Origin of the sequence: Bifidobacterium intestinale (assembly GCF_023656765.1) — a bacterium.
In the GTDB taxonomy this organism is placed as follows: Bacteria; Actinomycetota; Actinomycetes; order Actinomycetales; family Bifidobacteriaceae; genus Bifidobacterium; species Bifidobacterium hominis.
In genome coordinates this window covers 418,660-437,658 of record NZ_JAMOKR010000001.1, presented here as the reverse complement: position 1 = coordinate 437,658, position 18,999 = coordinate 418,660, and the positions used below count along the sequence as shown (strand labels likewise).

31 protein-coding genes and 1 tRNA gene are annotated in these 18,999 nt (G+C 59.6%); all 32 read left to right on the top strand.

Annotation, left to right across the window (positions count from 1 at the left end):
- Nucleotides 1–12 precede the first annotated feature (12 nt).
- The 32 genes from NBH13_RS01930 to NBH13_RS01780 all read left to right on the top strand — a co-directional run bounded on the left by NBH13_RS01930 (nucleotide 13) and on the right by NBH13_RS01780 (nucleotide 18,979).
- Nucleotides 13–1,008, top strand: a complete 996-nt coding sequence (locus tag NBH13_RS01930) for a hypothetical protein (RefSeq protein WP_250778686.1) — start codon at nucleotides 13–15, stop codon at nucleotides 1,006–1,008.
- Nucleotides 1,005–2,393: a ParB/RepB/Spo0J family partition protein gene (locus NBH13_RS01925; protein WP_250778684.1), complete on the top strand. Its 1,389-nt coding sequence runs from the start codon at nucleotides 1,005–1,007 to the stop codon at nucleotides 2,391–2,393. The genes NBH13_RS01930 and NBH13_RS01925 overlap by 4 nt, the downstream gene beginning before the upstream one ends.
- A complete protein-coding gene (locus tag NBH13_RS01920) occupies nucleotides 2,390–2,590 on the top strand; it encodes a hypothetical protein (RefSeq protein WP_250778682.1) in 201 nt (66 codons plus the stop codon). The genes NBH13_RS01925 and NBH13_RS01920 overlap by 4 nt, the downstream gene beginning before the upstream one ends.
- Nucleotides 2,583–2,981 (top strand): hypothetical protein, encoded by a 399-nt coding sequence (locus tag NBH13_RS01915; protein WP_250778680.1) that lies wholly within the window; start codon nucleotides 2,583–2,585, stop codon nucleotides 2,979–2,981. Before NBH13_RS01920 ends, NBH13_RS01915 begins: the two co-directional genes overlap by 8 nt.
- A complete protein-coding gene (locus tag NBH13_RS01910) occupies nucleotides 2,978–3,565 on the top strand; it encodes a 3'-5' exonuclease family protein (protein ID WP_250778678.1) in 588 nt (195 codons plus the stop codon). Before NBH13_RS01915 ends, NBH13_RS01910 begins: the two co-directional genes overlap by 4 nt.
- Entirely contained in the window at nucleotides 3,565–3,711 is a 147-nt protein-coding gene (locus tag NBH13_RS01905; RefSeq protein WP_250778676.1) for a hypothetical protein, read from the top strand. Before NBH13_RS01910 ends, NBH13_RS01905 begins: the two co-directional genes overlap by 1 nt.
- A gap of 270 nt (nucleotides 3,712–3,981) precedes the next feature.
- Nucleotides 3,982–4,257, top strand: coding sequence for a hypothetical protein (locus NBH13_RS01900; protein WP_250778674.1), 276 nt, complete (start codon nucleotides 3,982–3,984; stop codon nucleotides 4,255–4,257).
- Entirely contained in the window at nucleotides 4,254–4,388 is a 135-nt protein-coding gene (locus NBH13_RS08665) for a hypothetical protein (RefSeq protein ID WP_284702941.1), read from the top strand. The genes NBH13_RS01900 and NBH13_RS08665 overlap by 4 nt, the downstream gene beginning before the upstream one ends.
- Nucleotides 4,385–4,894 (top strand): hypothetical protein, encoded by a 510-nt coding sequence (locus tag NBH13_RS01895; protein WP_250778672.1) that lies wholly within the window; start codon nucleotides 4,385–4,387, stop codon nucleotides 4,892–4,894. Before NBH13_RS08665 ends, NBH13_RS01895 begins: the two co-directional genes overlap by 4 nt.
- The gene (locus NBH13_RS01890) at nucleotides 4,891–5,115 is read left to right on the top strand and encodes a WhiB family transcriptional regulator (RefSeq protein ID WP_250778670.1); all 225 of its coding nucleotides are present in this window, start codon (nucleotides 4,891–4,893) and stop codon (nucleotides 5,113–5,115) included. The genes NBH13_RS01895 and NBH13_RS01890 overlap by 4 nt, the downstream gene beginning before the upstream one ends.
- Nucleotides 5,112–5,399 (top strand): hypothetical protein, encoded by a 288-nt coding sequence (locus NBH13_RS01885; protein ID WP_250778669.1) that lies wholly within the window; start codon nucleotides 5,112–5,114, stop codon nucleotides 5,397–5,399. Before NBH13_RS01890 ends, NBH13_RS01885 begins: the two co-directional genes overlap by 4 nt.
- A gap of 16 nt (nucleotides 5,400–5,415) precedes the next feature.
- Nucleotides 5,416–5,874: a crAss001_48 related protein gene (locus NBH13_RS01880; protein ID WP_250778667.1), complete on the top strand. Its 459-nt coding sequence runs from the start codon at nucleotides 5,416–5,418 to the stop codon at nucleotides 5,872–5,874.
- 75 nt (nucleotides 5,875–5,949) lie between these two features.
- Nucleotides 5,950–6,810 carry a hypothetical protein gene (locus NBH13_RS01875; RefSeq protein ID WP_250778665.1) on the top strand — a complete coding sequence of 287 codons (861 nt, stop codon included), beginning with the start codon at nucleotides 5,950–5,952 and terminating at the stop codon, nucleotides 6,808–6,810.
- A gap of 90 nt (nucleotides 6,811–6,900) precedes the next feature.
- Nucleotides 6,901–6,985: transfer RNA gene (locus NBH13_RS01870), tRNA-Ser, on the top strand.
- A gap of 116 nt (nucleotides 6,986–7,101) precedes the next feature.
- Nucleotides 7,102–8,160, top strand: a complete 1,059-nt coding sequence (locus NBH13_RS01865) for a hypothetical protein (protein ID WP_250778664.1) — start codon at nucleotides 7,102–7,104, stop codon at nucleotides 8,158–8,160.
- Nucleotides 8,144–8,704 (top strand): hypothetical protein, encoded by a 561-nt coding sequence (locus tag NBH13_RS01860; RefSeq protein ID WP_126386327.1) that lies wholly within the window; start codon nucleotides 8,144–8,146, stop codon nucleotides 8,702–8,704. Before NBH13_RS01865 ends, NBH13_RS01860 begins: the two co-directional genes overlap by 17 nt.
- Before the next feature lie 48 nt (nucleotides 8,705–8,752).
- Nucleotides 8,753–8,944, top strand: a complete 192-nt coding sequence (locus NBH13_RS01855) for a hypothetical protein (RefSeq protein WP_085408278.1) — start codon at nucleotides 8,753–8,755, stop codon at nucleotides 8,942–8,944.
- Complete coding sequence (locus tag NBH13_RS01850; protein WP_085408279.1) at nucleotides 8,928–9,257, top strand: HNH endonuclease; 330 nt, start codon at nucleotides 8,928–8,930, stop codon at nucleotides 9,255–9,257. Before NBH13_RS01855 ends, NBH13_RS01850 begins: the two co-directional genes overlap by 17 nt.
- A gap of 132 nt (nucleotides 9,258–9,389) precedes the next feature.
- Nucleotides 9,390–9,818: a hypothetical protein gene (locus NBH13_RS01845; protein WP_250778662.1), complete on the top strand. Its 429-nt coding sequence runs from the start codon at nucleotides 9,390–9,392 to the stop codon at nucleotides 9,816–9,818.
- Nucleotides 9,796–11,235 carry a terminase gene (locus tag NBH13_RS01840; RefSeq protein ID WP_151905660.1) on the top strand — a complete coding sequence of 480 codons (1,440 nt, stop codon included), beginning with the start codon at nucleotides 9,796–9,798 and terminating at the stop codon, nucleotides 11,233–11,235. The genes NBH13_RS01845 and NBH13_RS01840 overlap by 23 nt, the downstream gene beginning before the upstream one ends.
- Nucleotides 11,236–12,738 (top strand): phage portal protein, encoded by a 1,503-nt coding sequence (locus NBH13_RS01835; protein WP_250778655.1) that lies wholly within the window; start codon nucleotides 11,236–11,238, stop codon nucleotides 12,736–12,738.
- 138 nt (nucleotides 12,739–12,876) lie between these two features.
- On the top strand, nucleotides 12,877–14,292 hold the full coding sequence (locus NBH13_RS01830) for a VG15 protein (protein WP_250778653.1): 1,416 nt from the start codon (nucleotides 12,877–12,879) through the stop codon (nucleotides 14,290–14,292).
- On the top strand, nucleotides 14,289–14,528 hold the full coding sequence (locus NBH13_RS01825; RefSeq protein WP_055063229.1) for a hypothetical protein: 240 nt from the start codon (nucleotides 14,289–14,291) through the stop codon (nucleotides 14,526–14,528). The genes NBH13_RS01830 and NBH13_RS01825 overlap by 4 nt, the downstream gene beginning before the upstream one ends.
- 157 nt (nucleotides 14,529–14,685) lie before the next feature.
- A complete protein-coding gene (locus tag NBH13_RS01820; protein WP_117762632.1) occupies nucleotides 14,686–15,204 on the top strand; it encodes a capsid assembly scaffolding protein Gp46 family protein in 519 nt (172 codons plus the stop codon).
- A gap of 34 nt (nucleotides 15,205–15,238) precedes the next feature.
- Nucleotides 15,239–16,120, top strand: coding sequence for a phage major capsid protein (locus NBH13_RS01815; RefSeq protein ID WP_250778652.1), 882 nt, complete (start codon nucleotides 15,239–15,241; stop codon nucleotides 16,118–16,120).
- Between the two features lie 11 nt (nucleotides 16,121–16,131).
- On the top strand, nucleotides 16,132–16,530 hold the full coding sequence (locus tag NBH13_RS01810; protein ID WP_250778650.1) for a Gp19/Gp15/Gp42 family protein: 399 nt from the start codon (nucleotides 16,132–16,134) through the stop codon (nucleotides 16,528–16,530).
- Nucleotides 16,530–16,853 carry a hypothetical protein gene (locus NBH13_RS01805; RefSeq protein ID WP_250778648.1) on the top strand — a complete coding sequence of 108 codons (324 nt, stop codon included), beginning with the start codon at nucleotides 16,530–16,532 and terminating at the stop codon, nucleotides 16,851–16,853. The genes NBH13_RS01810 and NBH13_RS01805 overlap by 1 nt, the downstream gene beginning before the upstream one ends.
- A gap of 3 nt (nucleotides 16,854–16,856) precedes the next feature.
- Nucleotides 16,857–17,093, top strand: a complete 237-nt coding sequence (locus NBH13_RS01800; RefSeq protein WP_250778646.1) for a hypothetical protein — start codon at nucleotides 16,857–16,859, stop codon at nucleotides 17,091–17,093.
- Entirely contained in the window at nucleotides 17,090–17,488 is a 399-nt protein-coding gene (locus NBH13_RS01795) for a hypothetical protein (RefSeq protein ID WP_250778645.1), read from the top strand. The genes NBH13_RS01800 and NBH13_RS01795 overlap by 4 nt, the downstream gene beginning before the upstream one ends.
- A gap of 55 nt (nucleotides 17,489–17,543) precedes the next feature.
- Entirely contained in the window at nucleotides 17,544–18,164 is a 621-nt protein-coding gene (locus NBH13_RS01790) for a phage tail tube protein (protein WP_117656356.1), read from the top strand.
- Nucleotides 18,165–18,251: 87 nt separating this feature from the next.
- A complete protein-coding gene (locus NBH13_RS01785) occupies nucleotides 18,252–18,632 on the top strand; it encodes a hypothetical protein (protein ID WP_117759470.1) in 381 nt (126 codons plus the stop codon).
- A gap of 146 nt (nucleotides 18,633–18,778) precedes the next feature.
- The gene (locus NBH13_RS01780; protein ID WP_039775025.1) at nucleotides 18,779–18,979 is read left to right on the top strand and encodes a hypothetical protein; all 201 of its coding nucleotides are present in this window, start codon (nucleotides 18,779–18,781) and stop codon (nucleotides 18,977–18,979) included.
- Nucleotides 18,980–18,999: the final 20 nt, after the last annotated feature.

Below are 18,999 nucleotides of genomic sequence, written 5' to 3'. Positions count from 1 at the left end.
GGAGAAGAAGAGATGTGGTTCATCATCGACGACCAGATGGCCGACGACAGGCGCATCCGCCGCCTGCCTCTCGCCACTGTGGGATTGTGGGTCAAGCTGTGCGTCATCCATTCCAAAGGCGTCTCGATGCAGGCCAAGGACCCGGCCGCGTATCCCGGCCACTTCGACAAGCTCGACCTCAAGGACGCCGGCGGCACCATGAAGCAGCTGCAGCAGCTCATCGACTCGGGCCTCATGGAGGAGCACGACGGAGGCTGGCGCCCTGTCTACGCCGAAGGCATATGCAAGGAGCCCAAGATGCTCACCGAGGAACAGCGCGAGGCCCGCCGCAAAGCCGGAAGCAAGGGAGGCCGCCGCAAGGCCGCCAACCAAAAGGCCAAGCAACCGTCTAGCAAATTGCTAGACGATTGCCAAGCAGACGGGGAGCAAAACGGGAGCAAAACCGCTGGCGAAACGTCTGGCAACTTGCTAGACGATGGCCAAGCAAAAACATGGCATAAAACCGATACCGATACCGATATACCCTCTCCGACCCCTCCCGCCGGCAAACCGAAGCAAACCGATACGCCGGAATCCGGCTTCGACCGTTTCGCCGAAGCCTATCCCGGATCCGTCGGCGCGAAAGGCCGCAAGACCGAAGCCGAGGCGCGAAGCCTGTACGCGGCCATCGCCGGAAACCCTGTCGAACTGACCCGACTCCAGACCGCGCTCCGCCGCTACAAGCGCGCCGTCACCGACGGTCAAGTCCGCAGCGGCCACATCCCACGGCTCAACACATGGCTCCGCGACCAATGGGAGACATGGGCGCCCGAACCCATCACACCCACCCGACCACACAAGCACACCTGGAACTGCGAACACGTCCACCAGCTCATGGATCCACACGAGGACGAATACGACCACACCGGAAGCCTCCGCAACGGCAACCCAAGCGAATGGTGGAAGGCATGCCAGGCATGCGCAGACGAACTCAACAACCGACAAGAAACCAGCAAGGAGAAGCAATGAGCAACTACCAAAGCAACGAAATCAAGCTCATCAACACCAGCCTCATCGACCCCCACCCCGACAATCCACGCAAAAACATCGGCGACGTGACCGACCTCGCGGCCAGCATCAAAGCCAACGGCCTGCTCTCGCCGCTCTCCGTCGTACCCAACGGCGAGCGCTATCGTGTCATCGCCGGCCATCGTCGTCTCGCCGCATGCAAGCAGGCCGGCACCGGAGCCGTGCCGTGTTTCGTGCTTGACTTAGACCCGTTGCAGCAGTTGGAGGCCATGGTCACCGAAAACTGCCAGCGCGAACAGCTCACCGTCCTCGAGGAGGCCGACGCCATCCAGGGCATGCTCGACCTCGGAGCCACCACCGCCGCCGTCGCGCACAGGCTCGGCCGAAGCGCCGATTATGTGCGTGACAGAGCGAAAGCGGCGAGCATCAAGGCGGACGTCAGGAAGACACGCGACGACTTCGACCAGCTCACCATCGGCCAACTCATGGCCATCGCACGATACGACGGCCAGCCGGACCGTCAGGAACGCCTCGCGCACGCCGCGGGGACCTCGAACTTCGACTACATCCTCCACAACATCGAAGTGGAAGATCGCCGGAGCCAGTGGTTCGCCGATGTCTCCGCGCTCTTCGCCACCGGCACCACCGGTCTCAACGTCATCGAGGATCCCGGAGAGACCTTCTCGGATTCCGAATGGCATTACTCCGGCGCCATCTTCCCCGCCGCGGGCACTCCGGAAGAAACCATCGAAGAGCTCCGCAAGCAGAATCCAGACGCGGTCTCCGTCCATGAAGCGACGCAGACGATATACCTCTGGGATCGTCGTGATGCGGCCGCCGAAGCCGAAAAGGAAGCCCAGCGAGCCGCCGAACAGGCCGAACGCGACGCCCGACAGCACGTGCTCGAGGAATACGCCGCCACGACGGCTGACAAGCGCATGGCATGGCTCCACGGCCATCTCCATGCCATCAAGCGCGCCAAGCTCATCGAGACCACGGCAAGGCTCGGACTCCTGCAGACAATTGACCCGGACCCGACCGGCTTCACCAAAGACCTACACACCTGGAACGACGCCGCATGCGCCCGGGAACAGTTCGCCGCCATCGCCGGCATCAAACCGGAACAGGCGCTCGCGGAACTCCACACGCACCTCGACTCACCGGACTGGCCGACATACGCGGTCATGATCCTCACCGCCAGAATCGAATGGTTCATCAGCCCAAATGACTGGGACTGGAGTGGCGACGACAACGTCAGCCGCCGCATCCCCGGCTATTACCTGATCCTCCAAGACCTCGGCTATGAGCCATCCGACGACGAGGCCGAACACCTCGACCAGCTTGTTGCCGCCATCACGGAAGAAGACGAGGAGGAAGACGAATGACCAAGGAACAGATCAACAGACTCGTCCAACTCATCACCGACACCGCGGAAACCGCGGCGAACATCGAACTCCAGGCGCTCGCCGGCGGCAAGGCCGATAACGGCATCGCCGCGATGGCCTCCGGACTAAGAACGAACTGCACTTCATGTCTGGTGCTGGTCAACGGCCTGATGCAGGAAGGAGCGCGTTGTGAGTGAGTTCGAGGACTCGAAGCGCATCGCTTTGGAACGCCAGGGCTGGCATTGCCTGCGCTGCGGGACGAACATCCACGATCCGGCTCGCTGGCCTGGACGTTCCGGCCATCACCGTCAACTGCGCCGCGCGGCGGATCCGGATGTGAGGCACAGCCCAGTCAACATCATCGAGCTGTGCGGTTCGGGCACGACCGGCTGCCATGGGTGGGTCCACCAGCATGTGGCCGAGGCCGAACGCCTCGGGATGATCGTGCCGCTCGGCACGGATCCGCGTGACGTTCCAGTGCTCGACTGGGAAGGCAGGTGGATGCGGCTGAACATGGACGGCACCGCGACCCGTCTGACAGCCATGGAGGTCGCCACACTCGACATCGACAGGAGGGAAACGGAATGACCATTGACAAGCCCGACATGCTGCTATGGATGGACGTGGAGACCACGGGGCTCGACCCGGACCATGACAGGATCCTCGAGGTGGAAATGCGTTGCACCGACATGAGAGGCGTGCGGTGCGTCGGAGGTTTCCACCGCGTCATCGGACTGCAAGGCCGCAAGGCATCCATTACGGACGGGAACCTCAAGGCGTGGCGCATGCACTGCGCCAACGGACTGCTCGAAGACGCACTCGACGCCGGATATACGGAAGAGGCGACGGCGAACGCGCTCGAGGAATACGTCGACAGCCTCGCGCAATCGTTCACCCTCCATCCGGCCGGCAGCAACCCGCAGTTCGACCTCGACTTCATCGGCCGACTCTGCCCGAACCTCCCGCTGCACTACCACCGCATCGACATGGCCACCCTCCGCGACAGTCTCGAAGCCGCCGGCTGGGATGTGAAACCGGAAGAGGAGACGCCTGCAGCCAGCGCCCACCGCACCGACGCATGCCTCGACCGCGACATCCGTCAATACGCGCGCATCATCCGCCACCTCTCCGATCATCCGGTCCGATACGTCGCCACGAAAGCAGCAAGGTGATGAGCATCTCGGCAGTGATCCTCCTATGCGCCGCCACCCTCCGCTTCCAAGGCATCGGAAACGACATCATCGACCACGATCCGAACACATGTTCCAACAGCATGAGCGACGGCATACGAAGCCTCGCCATCTACGGAAAGGAATGAAATGCACCACACAGACACCGTCAGAATCGCCACCAACCCACGCAAATGGCGCAGACCTGCACCCTGCCCGGCATGCCGCAAGTCCCGGCCGCTCATCCTGACCCTCGGCACCATCTACAAACTCCGAACCCGCAAACCGGTCAACACCATCTACGGCTGCATCTGTCCCAACTGCCGGCACAAATGCATCCTCCACGTCGACGGTAAAAACCTCAAAAAAGCCATCCGCCTCTGGAACCACCACGCCAGCCACCATCAAAGGAACGAACAATGAGAAACACCATCTGCGCCACACTCACCGCCATCACCCTCACCCTCTGCACCGCGCTCGCAGGATGCGGAAGCGCGGCGGAACCTGCCACGCCGGCGCATGCGGTCAGGTCCGTCGACTCGCAGTGCTCCGCCGGGGCCGACGTATTCACGGAATGCGTCATCACTCTGACCGACACGAGGAAAGTGGACTGTGTCGTTTACTCGGGCTTCAAGAAGGGCGGCCTGTCATGCGACTGGAATCACGTCAGCGGAGCGGACGAGGAACCACGGTGAAAATCAGAATCCAGGACGGCGCCATATACATCGCGCCAGAGGACGACGAGGAACGGCAGGCGTGCGAAATCGCCGTCAACGCCCTGCTCAGATGGTCGGCGGAACACGACAAGGAAAAGGAACAACAATGAAAGACAGTGAAGCAGACATCGCCATCGGCGTGCTCAACAAACTCATCGACCAGGAACTCGAAGCCGTCCGCGCCGCGACAAGGGACGGCAATACCCCCTTCGGCGGCTACGCCCAGACCCGACACAACGCCTTCCTCTACGCCAGGGACGAGATCAGGAAGGCGCTCGCCGATGCCGTGGAGGAAAGGGATGGGTCGAATCCGTTCCTGCCGCAGCGTGACGAATTGGTCAACGGAGGGCGCGAAATGAGCGATGAACAGACGAACCCGTTCGAACTGCAGTATGGCGAACTCACCACGAGGGACATGCATCGGTGCGACTTTTGCCGCACGCTGGTATCAAGCCCAGTTTACGAGGTCATCGCCATCTTCAACGGACAGGCGACAACGGCGGACGAGGTGTGCCCGGAATGCATGCAGCGTTTCGGTTTCAAACCAACCGCGGTCATCCCTTTGACGACGTACCGGAAGCTAATGGAATCAGTACCGGTAAGGGCGCTCAAATGAGCGGGTGGAGAGACAGTGCCGCATGTCTCGGCTACGATCCGGAGATCTTCTTCCCCAAACCGAAGGACGTGATGGCCATAAGGAAGGCGCAGGAAGTTTGCAGCGGATGCCCGGTCATCAAACAGTGCGGCAGGTTCGCCGACGAACACCCACGCATCGATGGCTACTCGGTGCAGGGAGTGTGGGGCGGCAGGCTGCGACTCGGAAAGAAGAACATATGAATCGCAAAAGCCAACTCGACTTCGAGACTGAATATGTCCGCGGCGAACCCATCCCGGTCTCCACGGACAAGACCATCGCGCAGATTGCCTCCGACGCCTACGTGCAGGGCTTCATCGCAGGACGACTCAAACCACCGACCGAAATCGAAATAGACGCCGCCCTACGCTACCTCAACAACAACGCGCTTATAAGACAGGACATCACCCACATAACAGTCAAATACGCGCTCGCCGACATGTGCCGGGAAATGAGATACGCCTTGACGAAAAGAACCATCAACTGAAAGGAAACACGAAAAAATGAGCGATAAAACACTCGAACCGCCACTGCCGCCGATCGACGCGCGCACCGAAGCCGTCGCCGAACGCCTGTTCGGACTCAAATGGGCGCTCCGCAAGGACTCCACCGAAATCATCCACGAGGAATGGCAGACCGCACCCGAATGGATCCACGACGGATACCTGCGCCAAGCCATCGAAGTGCTCGCCACCGCCGACCAAGCGCAACCCGCGAGCGCCGACGGATCCGATTATGAGGAGCGGATGCGCGTCGAATACCGTGAGTTGACCGCTCGTGCCGGCAGGCTCAGGGGCATGCTGCAGCGGTATGCGGATGGCACGCTTGACTTCGAGCCCGCCTGCCCGATCACTCTGTTGAGCAGGCAGCTTGATGTCATGGACGAATACGCCAATCTGCTCCGCCATAGAGCCAAGATCGAACACGTCCACCTCGAAAAACAGGACTCCGCCACCGAATAAACAAAGAACCCGACCTTCCGGCCGGGCCCTGGCAACACCACAAACCAGACTACCACGCCGGAGGGAATCGAACAAATGAACGAACAAAACAACGAATCCCAACCAACACCAAACCAGACACAACCAGCACAAACCAAACAAAACAAGCCAGCGCTCGCCGGCATGTGCCGAGTGTGCGGCGGGGAGTGCCGTATCCAGGCCACGATGTGCGACAAGTGCGAGACCGCTTTGAGGGGATGGATCCACGACTATCCGTCATGGATCCAAGCCCTGCGCGAGTTCCTGGATTCGACGGCGCATTACGGAGGCCACCAGCCTGGACGTGTCAACCTGCAGTTCGCGCCCACGCCGATCAGACTCTCGGTCGTTGACCATCTGCAGGAGATCGAGGATGCGGTGACGGCGTTGTGGTGTCGATTGTATGCGCCGCCGGCCATGCCATGGGCCACAAGCATCGCGGTCCCGTCCATCGTCGACATGCTCAAGGCATGCTGGTCATGCCAGCGGTTGAACCGACTGCCGGACATCGGTTTGATCTGGCATGACTGGGAGCGGTTGGTGCGCAAGACGCTGGCCATCATCGACGTGCCACCATCCAGGCACGGCATCGGCAGGTGCCTGAATCCTCTGTGTGGAGTGGAGCTGAGTGCGGAGGTCGGCGCGGTGAGCGTTGATTGTCCGGTGTGCGGCAACGCTTATCGCGTGGTCGATGTGCGATTGGGTTTCCTGCGGGAGTGCATCGAATCGGGCAGGGCGTTCACGGCGGGGGAGTGTGCGGAACTGCTGCGCGAATGCGGATTCCAGTGCAACGCGAACACGATTCGCTCATGGCGCAAGCGCGGCAGGTTCCAACCGGTTGGTGAAAACGTGAAGGGGCAGCCGTTGTACAGGCTTTCCGACGTGCATGGACAGGTCATGCGACGCGACTCGATTTGACAAAATCGAAAGTGCAACGCAAAATTGTCAGTGGATTAGAGGGTCTGAATCATGCCAGTGAATCACGTTCAGGCCCTCGATTCATATCCGGGATGGTTGGCGGAGCAGCCGAATGCACCCGCTCGCTAAGCGGGAGACCTTGACGGGTCCGCAGGTGCGAATCCTGCGCCATCCGCTCCATGACGCTCCGGGTAATCCCCAGCACCCGAAGCGCCATGATCCCCGGCCGTGTGTAGAATCTGTGGTAACAACCGCAAACTACACCGATATCGTTCAAGCTGGGGAGCATGGATGGTCAGAAGTACTGTTGACTACTACGCCTTTACTGTAAAAACGCGGAAAAAGAATCCAGATATTCCTCGCGACGTTCTGGATGTCGGGGGCGGATACAGTGTCTTAGCATATCTATGTTCCTATTTAGAACACGTCAAGGGTATCATTCTCAAAGATGAGAGACGGGAACGAATATATTCCGTAAGCGATTACGAAGTCCATGGACGGCTTGTGCTGATTGATGTGTTGTCCGGTCAGTACGGTGAAAGTGGCCAATTGCTGGACATACTTCGTGGCAACGTTGTTAGAGACATCAATCCCGACGAAGCCGCCGTGAAAACAGTCAGAATAGTTTTTTGCTGCCCTAGAGGCGATGATGTGAAGATGGCGATCTTTGCCGTCGAACACATGAATTCCATTAACGGAAAATTTGTGATTGACTATTTCGCGAAATGCTTACGTGCTTTTATCCCGGGATTGGTCGCGAAAATCGATGGGATTCTCGAAAAGGAAGCGTGGCTGGATTCAAGTAGCCTTGTTTCGATGAAAATTCCCATTAGCAGCACCGACCAACAGCTGACAGTCGATAACGGATTGGACGATGATCCCAAGGAAACGATGTATGGCCGCATGGCATTGGTTGTTCTGCCTCCGAAGGGTGTCTCTGTGCTTAATCCGAGATTCTGGCGGGCGCTGAGGAAAAAGAATATGGGAAGGGAAGGGATGCTGACAATTCCGTCATTGAATAATGAATCCATTCCCAAACAAGGAGTCCTGGTCGAGGCTGCGGGAATCGATGGTCGCAAAAAGACGTTCACAATCGGCAATGAGAAGAGTCCGAAAATTCGTGAGGTTATTACCGGAGACGGTGAGCCACGTTTGGATAACGGACAACTAAGGCGTGTACTTTCTGATTCTATCTTTCGCAAATATCATGATGAACAGATTCGTCTTGAAACTGGATGGGACAGTGGAGAGATGCATGAAGAGATACCGGACTCAGAAGTTATTGACTGGAATACATTATTTGAACAGGTAAATCCGCAAAATGGTGATAGATATGAACTTGAATCATAACGGCATCCTCTATCACTACATGGATACATTGGCTCCGAAGATTCGTGAATCGGACGATGGTCGAAATATTGCGTGGAAATACGTATTGCGGGAATTATTGTGTCCGACGATTGTCGCAATATTGGATTTTTGTTTTGGACGGTTTGCGGTAAACGCCGATATTATCGTATCGGCTTTAGGTGTCCTCGGAGGTTTATTGTTCGCACACGCTATCTTCGTATTTGAACTTAGAATGACATATAATCAAAATTTGCGAGAACGCGTGAAAAATGGAGAAATTCAAGCTGAGAATTTAAAACTTACACGACTCGTGGATGACATGTTCTTCAGCGTCGTATACTCGTCGGCTCTTGCTCTCGGAATAACTATATTGACCTCTATGGGGTCTTCCCTTGGGATATATGGTCAATTACCTGATATAGGGAAAAAAGTAGTTTCAGCGATTGTTGTATGGCTAATGACTCATTTAGCGTTCTGCATATATCGGGTACTGAAAATAACGACAAGTGCGTATGGAGAATTACGAAAGAAACGTATCTCATAAGTTCAGCCCCACCTTTGGTGCGGGGCTTTCGCATATTGAGGGAGGTGCATGATGCCGCCCACCATCACGCTCAAGATCACGGACAACGCGGACCGGCAGCTCGCCGTGATGAGCGTGCCTGTCCCGCTGTCGGGTGAGCCGGGCGAGTGCGCCATGTTCGACGCCGAAAAGTTCGAACGACTGCTCGACCGGGCGTCGATCGCGTTCCGCAGGGTGTTCGACGATGAGTGCCAGGAGTAACCCGCGCCGGAGCAACGGGCATCGCAGGGACATGCTGCGCAGGCGCGTGCTCGCCGCCTACGACACGTGCGCCATCTGCGGACGGCCCGTCGACAAGACGTTGAAGTCGCCGCATCCCATGAGCGCCGAAGTAGACGAACTCATACCAGTCTCACGCGGCGGTGATCCATACAGCTTCGCGAACTGCAGGCTCACGCACCGCATCTGCAACAGGTTCAAGAGCGACAAGACAGACGAACATGCACGAGCGCTGCTGGCCGGCAAGCAGACCATCAAACCAAGTTCGATGCCGTTCAGAACGTTCGGCATCTGACCCGATACCAGGGCGGGGACCCCGGGTGTGCCACCCTGCGGCAACCTCGGGTGCAGTGCTGATATCCCTCCCGTAATACAAACGTCGGAAACAGGGGAAACAACGAAAGGTCGGAAAGCGAGGGAAGTGCCGATGAAGTGCGAACTCTGCGGCAAGGAATTCCAACCGTCCGGCCACGGGCGGCCGCAACGCTACTGCTCCAAATCCTGCCGCCAGAAAGCCGCTTATCGTCGGGAAAAGAACCGGGCTACGCAAACGGAAGCGGATAGGCCAGTATCCAAGCCGACGAAAACGAAACGGAAGCCTGAACCGGAACTCGACAAACAGAACTTCGAACGGATGATGGACGGCTCCCACGAGGACACGCTTCGCGAAATCGTCGGCAGACTGCGCGAGGCTCTGCATGACCCGTCCACGCCGGCCAACGCGTTGCCGTCGATCAGCAGCAAGCTCGCCGAATTCGACGAACGGATGCGCATGGCCGAGGATTCCGGCAGCCTGTTCGATGCGAATGATGACGTGACGGAGGTGGCGGAGGATGTCGGAGCGTCGATTGTCTGAGATCGCCCAACGGCTCGTGAAGCCGGAAGACGTCACGTCAAGCGATTTCAAACTGATCAACAATGCGGCGGTCAAGGCCGGAATCCACTACGACCTCTGGCAGAAAGGTTTCCTATACCTCCTGTTCGCTAAACGCGCCGACGGCAAGTACGCATGCGGATCCGGAGGAGCGGTCCTGTCCAGCTGCAGGCAGATCGGCAAGACGTTCACGGTCGGCACGGCGATATTCATCCTGTGCGCCGGACGTGCCGGAACACTGGTCATCTGGACCGCGCACCACACGCGCACCTCCGACGAGACGTTCGCCGACATGTGCGACCTGACGCATAATCCGAAACTGTCCAGGTACGTGCGGAACGTGCGTCGAGCGAACGGCCAGCAGGAGATCCGTTTCACCAATGGGAGCCGCATCATGTTCGGCGCGCGTGAGAACGGTTTCGGCCGTGGCTTGCATTCGGCGGACATCGAGGTGTTCGACGAGGCTCAGATACTCACCATCAAGGCGTTGGACAATCTGATTCCGATCGTGAACACGAGCCCGAACCCGTTGATCGTGTTCATGGGCAACCCGCCGAAGCCGGGAGACCAGTGCGAGGCGTTCGAGGAGAAACGTTCGACCGCGTTGGCGGGCAATTCGGACGACATGCTCTACGTGGAGCTCGGGGCAGACCGCGACTGCGATCTGGACGACCGGACCGCGTGGGCGAAAGCGAACCCGTCTTATCCTCGCCGCACCAGCGAACAGGCGATATTGCGCATGCGCAATCTCCTCGCCGAGGATTCGTTCCGCCGTGAGGCACTCGGCATCTGGGACGAGACCGCCACCGCGTACGCCATCAGCCCCGACCTGTGGAAGGCCGCCGAAACCGACGACGTGCCCGACGGCGGCACGGTGAGCTTCGGCATCGACATGCCGCCCGACAGGAGCGTGCTGACCATCGGCGCCGCATTGCGGTACGAGGACGGGTCAGCCGTCATCCAGATGGCGAACATCAAGGACGCGCGGCAGGCTGGCACCATGTGGGCCGTGGACTGGCTCGCCGAACGTTGGCCGAAGACCGCCAGCGTGGTCATCGACGCGCAGTCCCCGGCAATGAGCCTGCTGCCCGAACTGAAGGCCGCGCACGTGAAGGTCACCGTGACGAACATGCAGGAGATGGGCCGCGCATGCGGCCGATTCCTCGACATGCTCAAAGCCGGAACGCTCAAGCACCCGCCGGACGAATACCAGCCGCAGCTGGCCGCAGCCGTCAAGGGCGCGACCACGCGTCCATTGGGACAGTCCGGCGCGATCGCATGGAACAAGCTCGGCTCGGATATCGACATAACGCCGCTCGTATCAACCACGATCGCCCTGTACGGGGCGTGCACGACAAAACGACATCCCGGAAGACGACAGACCATCGGAGGAATCTAAATGGGCGACATCCAGATGACAAACGTTCCGGATAGCTGGCGGCCGTCCGGAGGATCGGTGGCGCTGACGAAACTGGTTGTGCCCACCAGCATCGACGGGCTTACAAACCAAGAGAACGAACTGCTCGCAGAGCTCGCCGAAGTGTGGACACGTCATGCGAGCCGCAATCGGAAACTCACCGCATACTACGAATCGAAAGAGCCGCTGGTCGACTTCGGTCTCACGGTTCCACAGTCCATCAAGGACCACTACACGCCATTGGGATGGGCACGCAAGGCGGTGGACATGCTCGCCGAGCTTTGCGTATTCGAGGGATTCGTCTCGCCTGGTGTCGATGATCCGTTCCAACTACAGGACTTCATGAGCAGAATCGGCTTCACCAGCGTCCTTCAGCAGGCCATACAGACGGCACTCATTCACGGCTGCTCGTTCCTCAGCGTCATCCAAGACGCGGAGAACAAGCCTCTCATCCGCACCCACACCGCGGAAAGCTCGGCAGCGATCTGGGACTACCCGAACCGACGCGTCAAGGCATGCATGGCCATAACCGACGTGAACAACGACAACGAGGCCATCGGACTCGTGCTCTACATGCCGACGCGCAACATCAGCGTGTCCCGCAGTCTCGGCACATGGTACGTGCAAGGATCACAACCCACCGTGAACGGCGAATGCAGCGTGTTCCGCCTCGCCTACAAAGCCACCGAAGTCAAACCATTCGGACGCTCCCGCATCAGCCATGACGCGATGAACATCATCGACGGCGCGAACCGCACCATCGTGCGCGCCGAGGCGAACGCCGAATTCTACGCATTCCCGAAAATCCTGCTCATGGGCACCAGCGACGAGCTCGCGTCCTTGAGCGCGGACGCCGCGCTCAAACTCTACATGGGCCGCTACAACATGATCAGCAAGGACGCGGACGGTGATTCGCCGACAGTGACCCAACTGGCCGCATCCAGCATGGATCCGCACCTGACGATGCTGAAAAGCTGGGCCGCCATGTTCGCCAGCGCGATGAACATTCCCGCCAGCTCGCTCGGCATCGTATCGGACGCGAATCCGACGTCAGCGGACGCGACCGAGGCGCAACGCGAGGACCTGATTATCGAGGCGCGCCACTGCGACCGCGATTTCGGCGAATCGATCCTGCAGGCGGCACGCCTCGTGGCGCGCATACAGGATCCATCGGTGTCAGACGATGATCTGATGAAACTGCAGGTCGACTGGAAGAACCCCAACACTCCGTCAAGCTCCATGAGCGCCGACGCGTTCAGCAAACTCGCCGGCAGCATCGACTCGTTCGCCAACAGCGAGGTCGGCATGACCCGCGCCGGATTGAGCAGAAGCGAGATCGTCCGCTTGAAGGCCGACCAGCGCAAGGCTCAAGCCGGACAGGTCCTCGACCAGATTCGCGGCATGCGCCAACAGACGGAGCAGACGCAGGACGACGGGGAACGCCAGACCGACGCTTCCACGCAATCAACTGTTGCGGGGGGCTGAAGGACAGCTTCGACGCACTGGGAGTAGCGATCAGAGCCGGGGTGACACCGGAATCCGCGGCATCGATGCTTGGACTGAAAGGCATTGAATTCACCGGCATGACGCCGGTCAGCCTCAAACTACCGGAAGGCGGCGGAAATGAGCCTGAACAGTCTGAACCTGCCTCCGGAACAACACAGAAGGCTTGAACTCGACCTCAACGACCTGTACGAGGATTACACGGACACCATGAGCCGCTTGCAAAAAGAAGCGGGCAACAGCGTTTCAGGCCTCGTTTGGGACGGTGAAAGCCAGGAACTCATCAAAGCGGAGATCAACCGGTACGCCGACGCGGCCAACAAACTCGCATCCGACTACTACAGCCATGTGCGCGACCTATGGGCGCAATACGGCGGAATCGATATGCCGGAATACGAGCCGCCGACCATCACCGCCGACCGTGCGGTTTGGCAGATGGAAGGCGGTTTCAACAACACCGACTTCATGGGATTGCATTACAAGGACGTCATTCCAGATGAGAACGGCGTCGTGCATAACAACGCCGGAAGAACCATCGACGACCTGTGGCCAACGTTCGCCGACGAGGAGCAGGCGCTGGAATACGTGCAGAATCTGGTTCAGACGGTCGGCCGGATGACCATGCAGAGGGCCGTGGCCAACGATCCCACCAAGCCTCGCTGGGCTCGCGTCCCACGAGGGGCTAAGACATGCGCGTTCTGCCTTATGCTCGCCTCGCGTGGATTCTCCTACCTGAGCGGGGACACCGCCGGACGGCAGATGCAATACCATGCTGACTGCGATTGCGACATCGTGCCAAGCTGGGGCAGCAGCAAACTCAAAGGATACGATCCGGACAAGTATCGTGAAATGTACCAGGCAGCCAAGGCCGCGGCCGGCGATGACGGCGACTGGCGTGACATGCTAGCCCAATTGAGACGCATCTATCACGATGAGGTCAATGATGGCGTGACTGCCCAACCGACGATTCGATGGAGCGGCAAATCGATTCCGATCAGTGCTTCCGAACTATCGAGATTGTCGGATTACAGCGTCAGGATGCCTGGAGATAGATTCTCCAACGACGAGAAGATCGCGGCTTTGATGGATTGGACCGGAGACAGCTATAAAAGTATCAACGGCTACCTGTTCGGCGGACGAAACCCGTCGAAAGACGTCATCCATCAGGTCGAATGCATCGACGAAGCGATATCCGACCATATCACCCGAGAACGTTTCACGGTCGACAGGCAGATGCGGTTGTCGACGTTCCACGTCAACGACATGGAGTCGCTTTTCGATTTGAATACCGGTCGCACCTTCGAACACATCGGCTACATGGCCACCAGCATCAAGGAGGGAGGCATTGACGTTGATGGGGAAGACCGCATCGCCACAAGAATCCTGGTACCGCCGGGAAGCGCCGGCGTGTATGTGGAGCCGATCACTCAGCATCCGGGAGAATACGAAATTCTCCTGCCGAGAGGAAGGACTCTTCGTTTCGAAGGGCTTGGAGCATCCGACGGCAGGCCGATCGTTTATCTGAGACTGCTATGATTGAGCCTATGGATCGTTCCGACCGCTTCACGTTTATGCCCGGTGATTTGAAGGAAGTCACCGATGAGCGCCATCTTGCGGAAATCAAACGCAAGTATGGCGACATCTCCATGCCGCAGGACGAATATGAATGGGTCAGGAACGAAGGAAAGAAGCGCTGGTCCGTCGGCGACTATGTGTCGACCGACGAGCTGCGGTCCGAATACGCGCGAAGAAAAGCGCTGGGAAATCTCTGAATCCCAGAAAGCCATCACGTCGAAAACGTGGTGGCTTTTCTTTTACCTTTCACACCCCAGCGATGGGGCGGGGCGCAGCCATGCGCGAAACCAACAAGAATGGCCGCCCACTCGCCGGCGTCAGGCGTGGAAAACCAAACAAAAGGAGCTACCAATCATGGCAGAAGACAATCAGACCGACGCTGACGGCCAGCAGGAGCCGGGACAGCACGCTCCGACCACGAAGGACGTGAACGACGCGAAGCCGAAGACCTTCACGCAGGAGGAAGTCGACCGCATCATCAGCGAACGCCTCGGCAGGGAACGCGGCAGGAAAAGCGACTATGAGGAACTCAAGGAGAAGGCCGGCCACACCGCCGACCTCGAATCGAAGCTCTCCAAAGCGCTCGAAGAGAACGAGAAGCTTAAAAACGAAGCCAAACAGGCCGAACATGAGAAAGAGCTCTCCGCAATCCGTGTCGAGGTCGCGGCCAAACACGGCATCAACGATCCAAGCGTCCTCGTCGGCGACGATGAGAAGCAGATCGGCGACTACGCCGAAAGACTCATGAAGGTGTTCGCCGGCATGAGATCCCGCGGAATCGTCGCGGAGCAGAGCGCCCACACCGGACAGGCCAAGCCGAAACATTCCAGCCGCGAGGATTTCGCCAACGCCATGAAGAACACGCTCCTGTAACCCAACCATCAGCCACTTAATGAAAGGATGAGTCATGGCAGATCCGTCAATGACCCGAAAAAGCAATGGCCTCGACCTCACTCCAGAAACCCAGGCGGAGATCTGGCAGACCGCGAAATACCAGAGCGCGTTCATGCAGCTCGTACCCGAAATGAAGCTTCCAGGCAACGGCGCGCGCGTGCCGATCATCACCGGCGACCCCGAGGCCGCGTGGGTCGATGAAGGAGCGGAGAAACCCAAGAGCGGCGTCGGCTTTGGCAAGAAGGACATGCTGCCGTACACCATCGCGGTCATCATGCCGTTCTCCAACCAGTTCAAGCGCGACTTCGGCGCCCTCTACGACCAAGTGGTCGCCAAGGGGCCGGGCGCTATCGCGCGCACCTTCGACAAGACCATCATGGGATTGGTTGACGCTCCGGGCTCGGACTTCGACACATTGAAGGCCGCAAAGAAGATTAGCCTCGGTCAGGACGTGTGGAAGAACCTGAACGCGGCCGACGACTCCGTATCCGCGGCGGACGGCACCCTCGACGGATGGGCAATGTCCACCCAGGGCCGAAGCCTCCTGCGACAGGCCACCGACAACAACGGACGACCACTGTTCCTCGACGGCACCGGCTCGTCCGACGTGTCCACCATCCTCGGCAATCCTGTGCAGATCTCCAAGGGCGTGCACGTCCCCGCGGTCACCGAAGGCACCGCCGCCAAGGAGATCATCGGCGTCGGCGGCGAATTCGCATCCGCCGCATGGGGCAGCGTCGAGGGCCTGCAGACCAGCATCTCCGACCAGGCCACCGTCACCATCGACGGCAAGCAGATCAACCTGTGGGAACACAACATGTTCGCAGTGCGAATCGAAATCGAGGTCGGCTTCCGCATCCGCGACATCAACCGCTTCGTCCTGCTCACCGCCTGACGGAGCCCGATATGACCGTCGAACCCGACGTGTTCGCCACTTCCGACGACCTCGAACGGAGGTGGCACAAGCTCACCGACGAGGAACGCGAGAAGGCCGACACGCATCTCATGGACGTGACCGACTACATTAAGGAACGCTCCCCGAATTGGCGACGTCTCCACGACGAACGGCCACGCCTCTTGGTGAAGATCACCTGCGACATCGTCCGCAGGATCATGCAGGCCGACCCGTACGGCATCCCCGGCGGCGTCACCCAGATGAACCAGACCACCGGGAGCTTCAGCGAACAATACAGTTTCGGCTCGCCAACCGGCGACCTGTGGCTGCGCGACGACGAGAAACGCATCCTCGGCATCAACGCGCAACGCGCGTTCAGCGTCGACATGGCCACAGGTGAGGTGTCCTAATGGAAACCATCGAAGTGTGGCGCGGCCAGCCCACGACCGACACGGACGGCAATCCAATCCAAGGCAAGCCCGTCCGTGTCGGCGCATTCCAGGCGGTGGTAGCCCCGTCCTCCACCACCGACCAGGTCGAGGAGAACGCCAATCCACTGACCATCGAATACACGATCCACATCCGCGGCAGCCAACCGACAGGCATCCAACCAGCCGACCTGATCAAAGTCAGAGGCGTCCTTCTGCCAGTCAAAGGCACACCGCAAGTATGGAACAACACCCACGGACGCCACATCGGCGACGTCATCGCCGTCGGAGAACGAAAAGGATAAACCATGGCCAAACGATGCAGATTCGTGTTCAACCGCAAGGCGTTCAGCCAACAGGCGCTGAAGAACGAGACCCTGCGTGACCGCATGCGCGACGCCGCCAACGAGGCCGTCACCGACAGCCGCTGCATGGTGCGCGACCATAACGGCGCGAACCGAAACGGCGTGGCCATCCTCTGCCCCGCACCCGTGGAGAAGGCGCACGGCACATTGGAGGACACGCTCGGGAGGATGCGCGTATGAGCATCCCCGTCACCCCGCGGCGCACGGAGCCGCTGCTCCTGCCCAGGCTGCGGGAGCTGTTCCCGGACGTGACGTTCGACACCATCGAACGCAACGACCTCGAACCTCCCTTCACCGAAGCCACATTGGCCGACTCCATGCAAGGCATGAGCACTCCCATCTCCCAATACGTGCGACTGCGGCTGGGCGTGCGCTGCATGAGAGAGGACCATACGGGCGACTGGGACAAGGCAGCCCGCCTGTGGGCGGCAATCGCAAGGGAGATCATCAGGCTCGGAAACGTCGCGCCGCTCATCGACGCGTCACTCGAATCCGGGCCGGTACGCATGACTGACGAGGACAAGAGGCTGGTGTGCGCGTACGGAGTGCTCCTGCTCGAGGTCACCGTCAACTGAAACACAACCAAAGACAACGTGCCGCCACACGCGAAGAACGGAAAGGTGCAGACGAATGTCTGACAACAACGAAAAAACCACCGTCGCCGCGCAGGGCGCGACCGACTACGGGTACGTGTCCAGCGGCAACACCGCAGGCAACGTGCGCCTGATCAAGAACTACGCGCTGTTCCTGTTCCCCAAGGGCGACAGCACGTTCGTGGCTCCGACCGGAGTGGCCTGGACCCCGCCGGCAAGCAAGAAGCCGATCGGCTACTCCACGGAGGACGGCGCCGTACTGCATCCGGAACCGGGCGACAGCACCGACTACAAGGCCCACAACGGCGACATCGTGCTGTCCGACACGGATCCGGGCTACTGGACCCTGCAGCTCGCCGCCATGGAGGGCCGCAAGGATGTGGTGTCGGCCTACTTCGACGTGGACGTCGATTCGGACGGCGGCATCAGCATCAAGGGCGCCGGATTGAAGAAGGAGTGGATCCTCGTGCTGGTCGCGCTCGACCAGCGGGACCGTCCGTTCCTCCTGTACGGCACCAACGCGAAGGTGAGCGACCGTGACGACGTGAGCCTGAAATCCAGCGAGATCATGAACTTCAGCATGACGTTCAAGATGCTCAAGGGCACCAACGGCGAACAGTTCCACGCGTGGGGCCTCGTCACCGAAGACGCCAAGTGACCCATTGATTCTTCCCGTGCGGCCGATGGCGGTCGGCCGCACGGGACCATTACCCATAACCGCCGATAACCCTGAAACGGAGACGAAATGAGCGACAACACCTACCATGTCGTGGACGTGGACCTGACCGACGCGGAGGAGCTCAAGCCCGACGTGCACCTCGAGGTCGCCGGCGTGAAACTCGACCTGCCGAACCTCAACAACGCGGAACTGCCCATCGAACTCGTGCAGGCCATCCTCCTGGTCAAAAGCAAGCCCGCATTGTCCGACGAGGAAACCACGGCCTGCGTGAGCACGTTCCTCGCCTACTTCCAGACGATGCAGCCGAACTTCTGGAACGTGCTGCGCAAGACCAAACGTCCGATGGCCTACCTCACCGCGACCATCAAGGCGTGGGCCGAGGAATCCGGACTGGACCCAAAAGCGTTTACCTCGCCCACCTCTGGAACAACAATCGCGCGGCACTAGCCTACGACTGGATCCGAGCGTACGGGCAGATCTACAGGCCCGTACGCTTCCGGGAATGGGTTGAAGGCCAACGTCCACGAGTCGATTGGGGACTCGCCTGGGCGTTGACCCGCGAAATCCTCAAAGACCATACGAGCCACTCGTGGATGGCGTTGCAGAACGCCGTCTACGCGCCCGACGGAGCCGAACAGGCGGTCTGGACGCTGTCCGGACAACGCAAACGCCCATGGTTCGACCACGAGCACGACCCGCTCCGCCCGCCAACCCCGACGCACAACCTCACCCGCCGTCAACGCGAGGACAGGGAACGGCTCAAAGCCTACTTCCACATCAACGACGACCTCTGACTCCGACCGCCATCGGAATC

Excerpts from the sequence above, each read along its gene's own strand:
- NBH13_RS01895 (WP_250778672.1), top strand. The coding sequence starts at position 4,385 with ATGAAAGACAGTGAAGCAGACATCGCCATCGGCGTGCTCAACAAACTC.
- NBH13_RS01885 (WP_250778669.1), top strand. The coding sequence starts at position 5,112 with ATGAATCGCAAAAGCCAACTCGACTTCGAGACTGAATATGTCCGCGGC.
- NBH13_RS01900 (WP_250778674.1), top strand. The coding sequence starts at position 3,982 with ATGAGAAACACCATCTGCGCCACACTCACCGCCATCACCCTCACCCTC.
- NBH13_RS01815 (WP_250778652.1), top strand. The coding sequence starts at position 15,239 with ATGGCAGATCCGTCAATGACCCGAAAAAGCAATGGCCTCGACCTCACT.
- NBH13_RS01835 (WP_250778655.1), top strand. The coding sequence starts at position 11,236 with ATGGGCGACATCCAGATGACAAACGTTCCGGATAGCTGGCGGCCGTCC.
- NBH13_RS01805 (WP_250778648.1), top strand. The coding sequence starts at position 16,530 with ATGGAAACCATCGAAGTGTGGCGCGGCCAGCCCACGACCGACACGGAC.
- NBH13_RS01830 (WP_250778653.1), top strand. The coding sequence starts at position 12,877 with ATGAGCCTGAACAGTCTGAACCTGCCTCCGGAACAACACAGAAGGCTT.
- NBH13_RS01790 (WP_117656356.1), top strand. The coding sequence starts at position 17,544 with ATGTCTGACAACAACGAAAAAACCACCGTCGCCGCGCAGGGCGCGACC.
- NBH13_RS01865 (WP_250778664.1), top strand. The coding sequence starts at position 7,102 with ATGGTCAGAAGTACTGTTGACTACTACGCCTTTACTGTAAAAACGCGG.
- NBH13_RS01785 (WP_117759470.1), top strand. The coding sequence starts at position 18,252 with ATGAGCGACAACACCTACCATGTCGTGGACGTGGACCTGACCGACGCG.
- NBH13_RS01825 (WP_055063229.1), top strand. The coding sequence starts at position 14,289 with ATGATTGAGCCTATGGATCGTTCCGACCGCTTCACGTTTATGCCCGGT.
- NBH13_RS01840 (WP_151905660.1), top strand. The coding sequence starts at position 9,796 with ATGTCGGAGCGTCGATTGTCTGAGATCGCCCAACGGCTCGTGAAGCCG.
- NBH13_RS01845 (WP_250778662.1), top strand. The coding sequence starts at position 9,390 with ATGAAGTGCGAACTCTGCGGCAAGGAATTCCAACCGTCCGGCCACGGG.
- NBH13_RS01795 (WP_250778645.1), top strand. The coding sequence starts at position 17,090 with ATGAGCATCCCCGTCACCCCGCGGCGCACGGAGCCGCTGCTCCTGCCC.
- NBH13_RS01890 (WP_250778670.1), top strand. The coding sequence starts at position 4,891 with ATGAGCGGGTGGAGAGACAGTGCCGCATGTCTCGGCTACGATCCGGAG.
- NBH13_RS01905 (WP_250778676.1), top strand. The coding sequence starts at position 3,565 with ATGAGCATCTCGGCAGTGATCCTCCTATGCGCCGCCACCCTCCGCTTC.
- NBH13_RS01875 (WP_250778665.1), top strand. The coding sequence starts at position 5,950 with ATGAACGAACAAAACAACGAATCCCAACCAACACCAAACCAGACACAA.
- NBH13_RS01780 (WP_039775025.1), top strand. The coding sequence starts at position 18,779 with ATGGCGTTGCAGAACGCCGTCTACGCGCCCGACGGAGCCGAACAGGCG.
- NBH13_RS01820 (WP_117762632.1), top strand. The coding sequence starts at position 14,686 with ATGGCAGAAGACAATCAGACCGACGCTGACGGCCAGCAGGAGCCGGGA.
- NBH13_RS01855 (WP_085408278.1), top strand. The coding sequence starts at position 8,753 with ATGATGCCGCCCACCATCACGCTCAAGATCACGGACAACGCGGACCGG.
- NBH13_RS01850 (WP_085408279.1), top strand. The coding sequence starts at position 8,928 with ATGAGTGCCAGGAGTAACCCGCGCCGGAGCAACGGGCATCGCAGGGAC.
- NBH13_RS01925 (WP_250778684.1), top strand. The coding sequence starts at position 1,005 with ATGAGCAACTACCAAAGCAACGAAATCAAGCTCATCAACACCAGCCTC.
- NBH13_RS01860 (WP_126386327.1), top strand. The coding sequence starts at position 8,144 with ATGAACTTGAATCATAACGGCATCCTCTATCACTACATGGATACATTG.
- NBH13_RS01910 (WP_250778678.1), top strand. The coding sequence starts at position 2,978 with ATGACCATTGACAAGCCCGACATGCTGCTATGGATGGACGTGGAGACC.
- NBH13_RS01880 (WP_250778667.1), top strand. The coding sequence starts at position 5,416 with ATGAGCGATAAAACACTCGAACCGCCACTGCCGCCGATCGACGCGCGC.
- NBH13_RS01810 (WP_250778650.1), top strand. The coding sequence starts at position 16,132 with ATGACCGTCGAACCCGACGTGTTCGCCACTTCCGACGACCTCGAACGG.
- NBH13_RS01920 (WP_250778682.1), top strand. The coding sequence starts at position 2,390 with ATGACCAAGGAACAGATCAACAGACTCGTCCAACTCATCACCGACACC.
- NBH13_RS01930 (WP_250778686.1), top strand. The coding sequence starts at position 13 with ATGTGGTTCATCATCGACGACCAGATGGCCGACGACAGGCGCATCCGC.
- NBH13_RS01800 (WP_250778646.1), top strand. The coding sequence starts at position 16,857 with ATGGCCAAACGATGCAGATTCGTGTTCAACCGCAAGGCGTTCAGCCAA.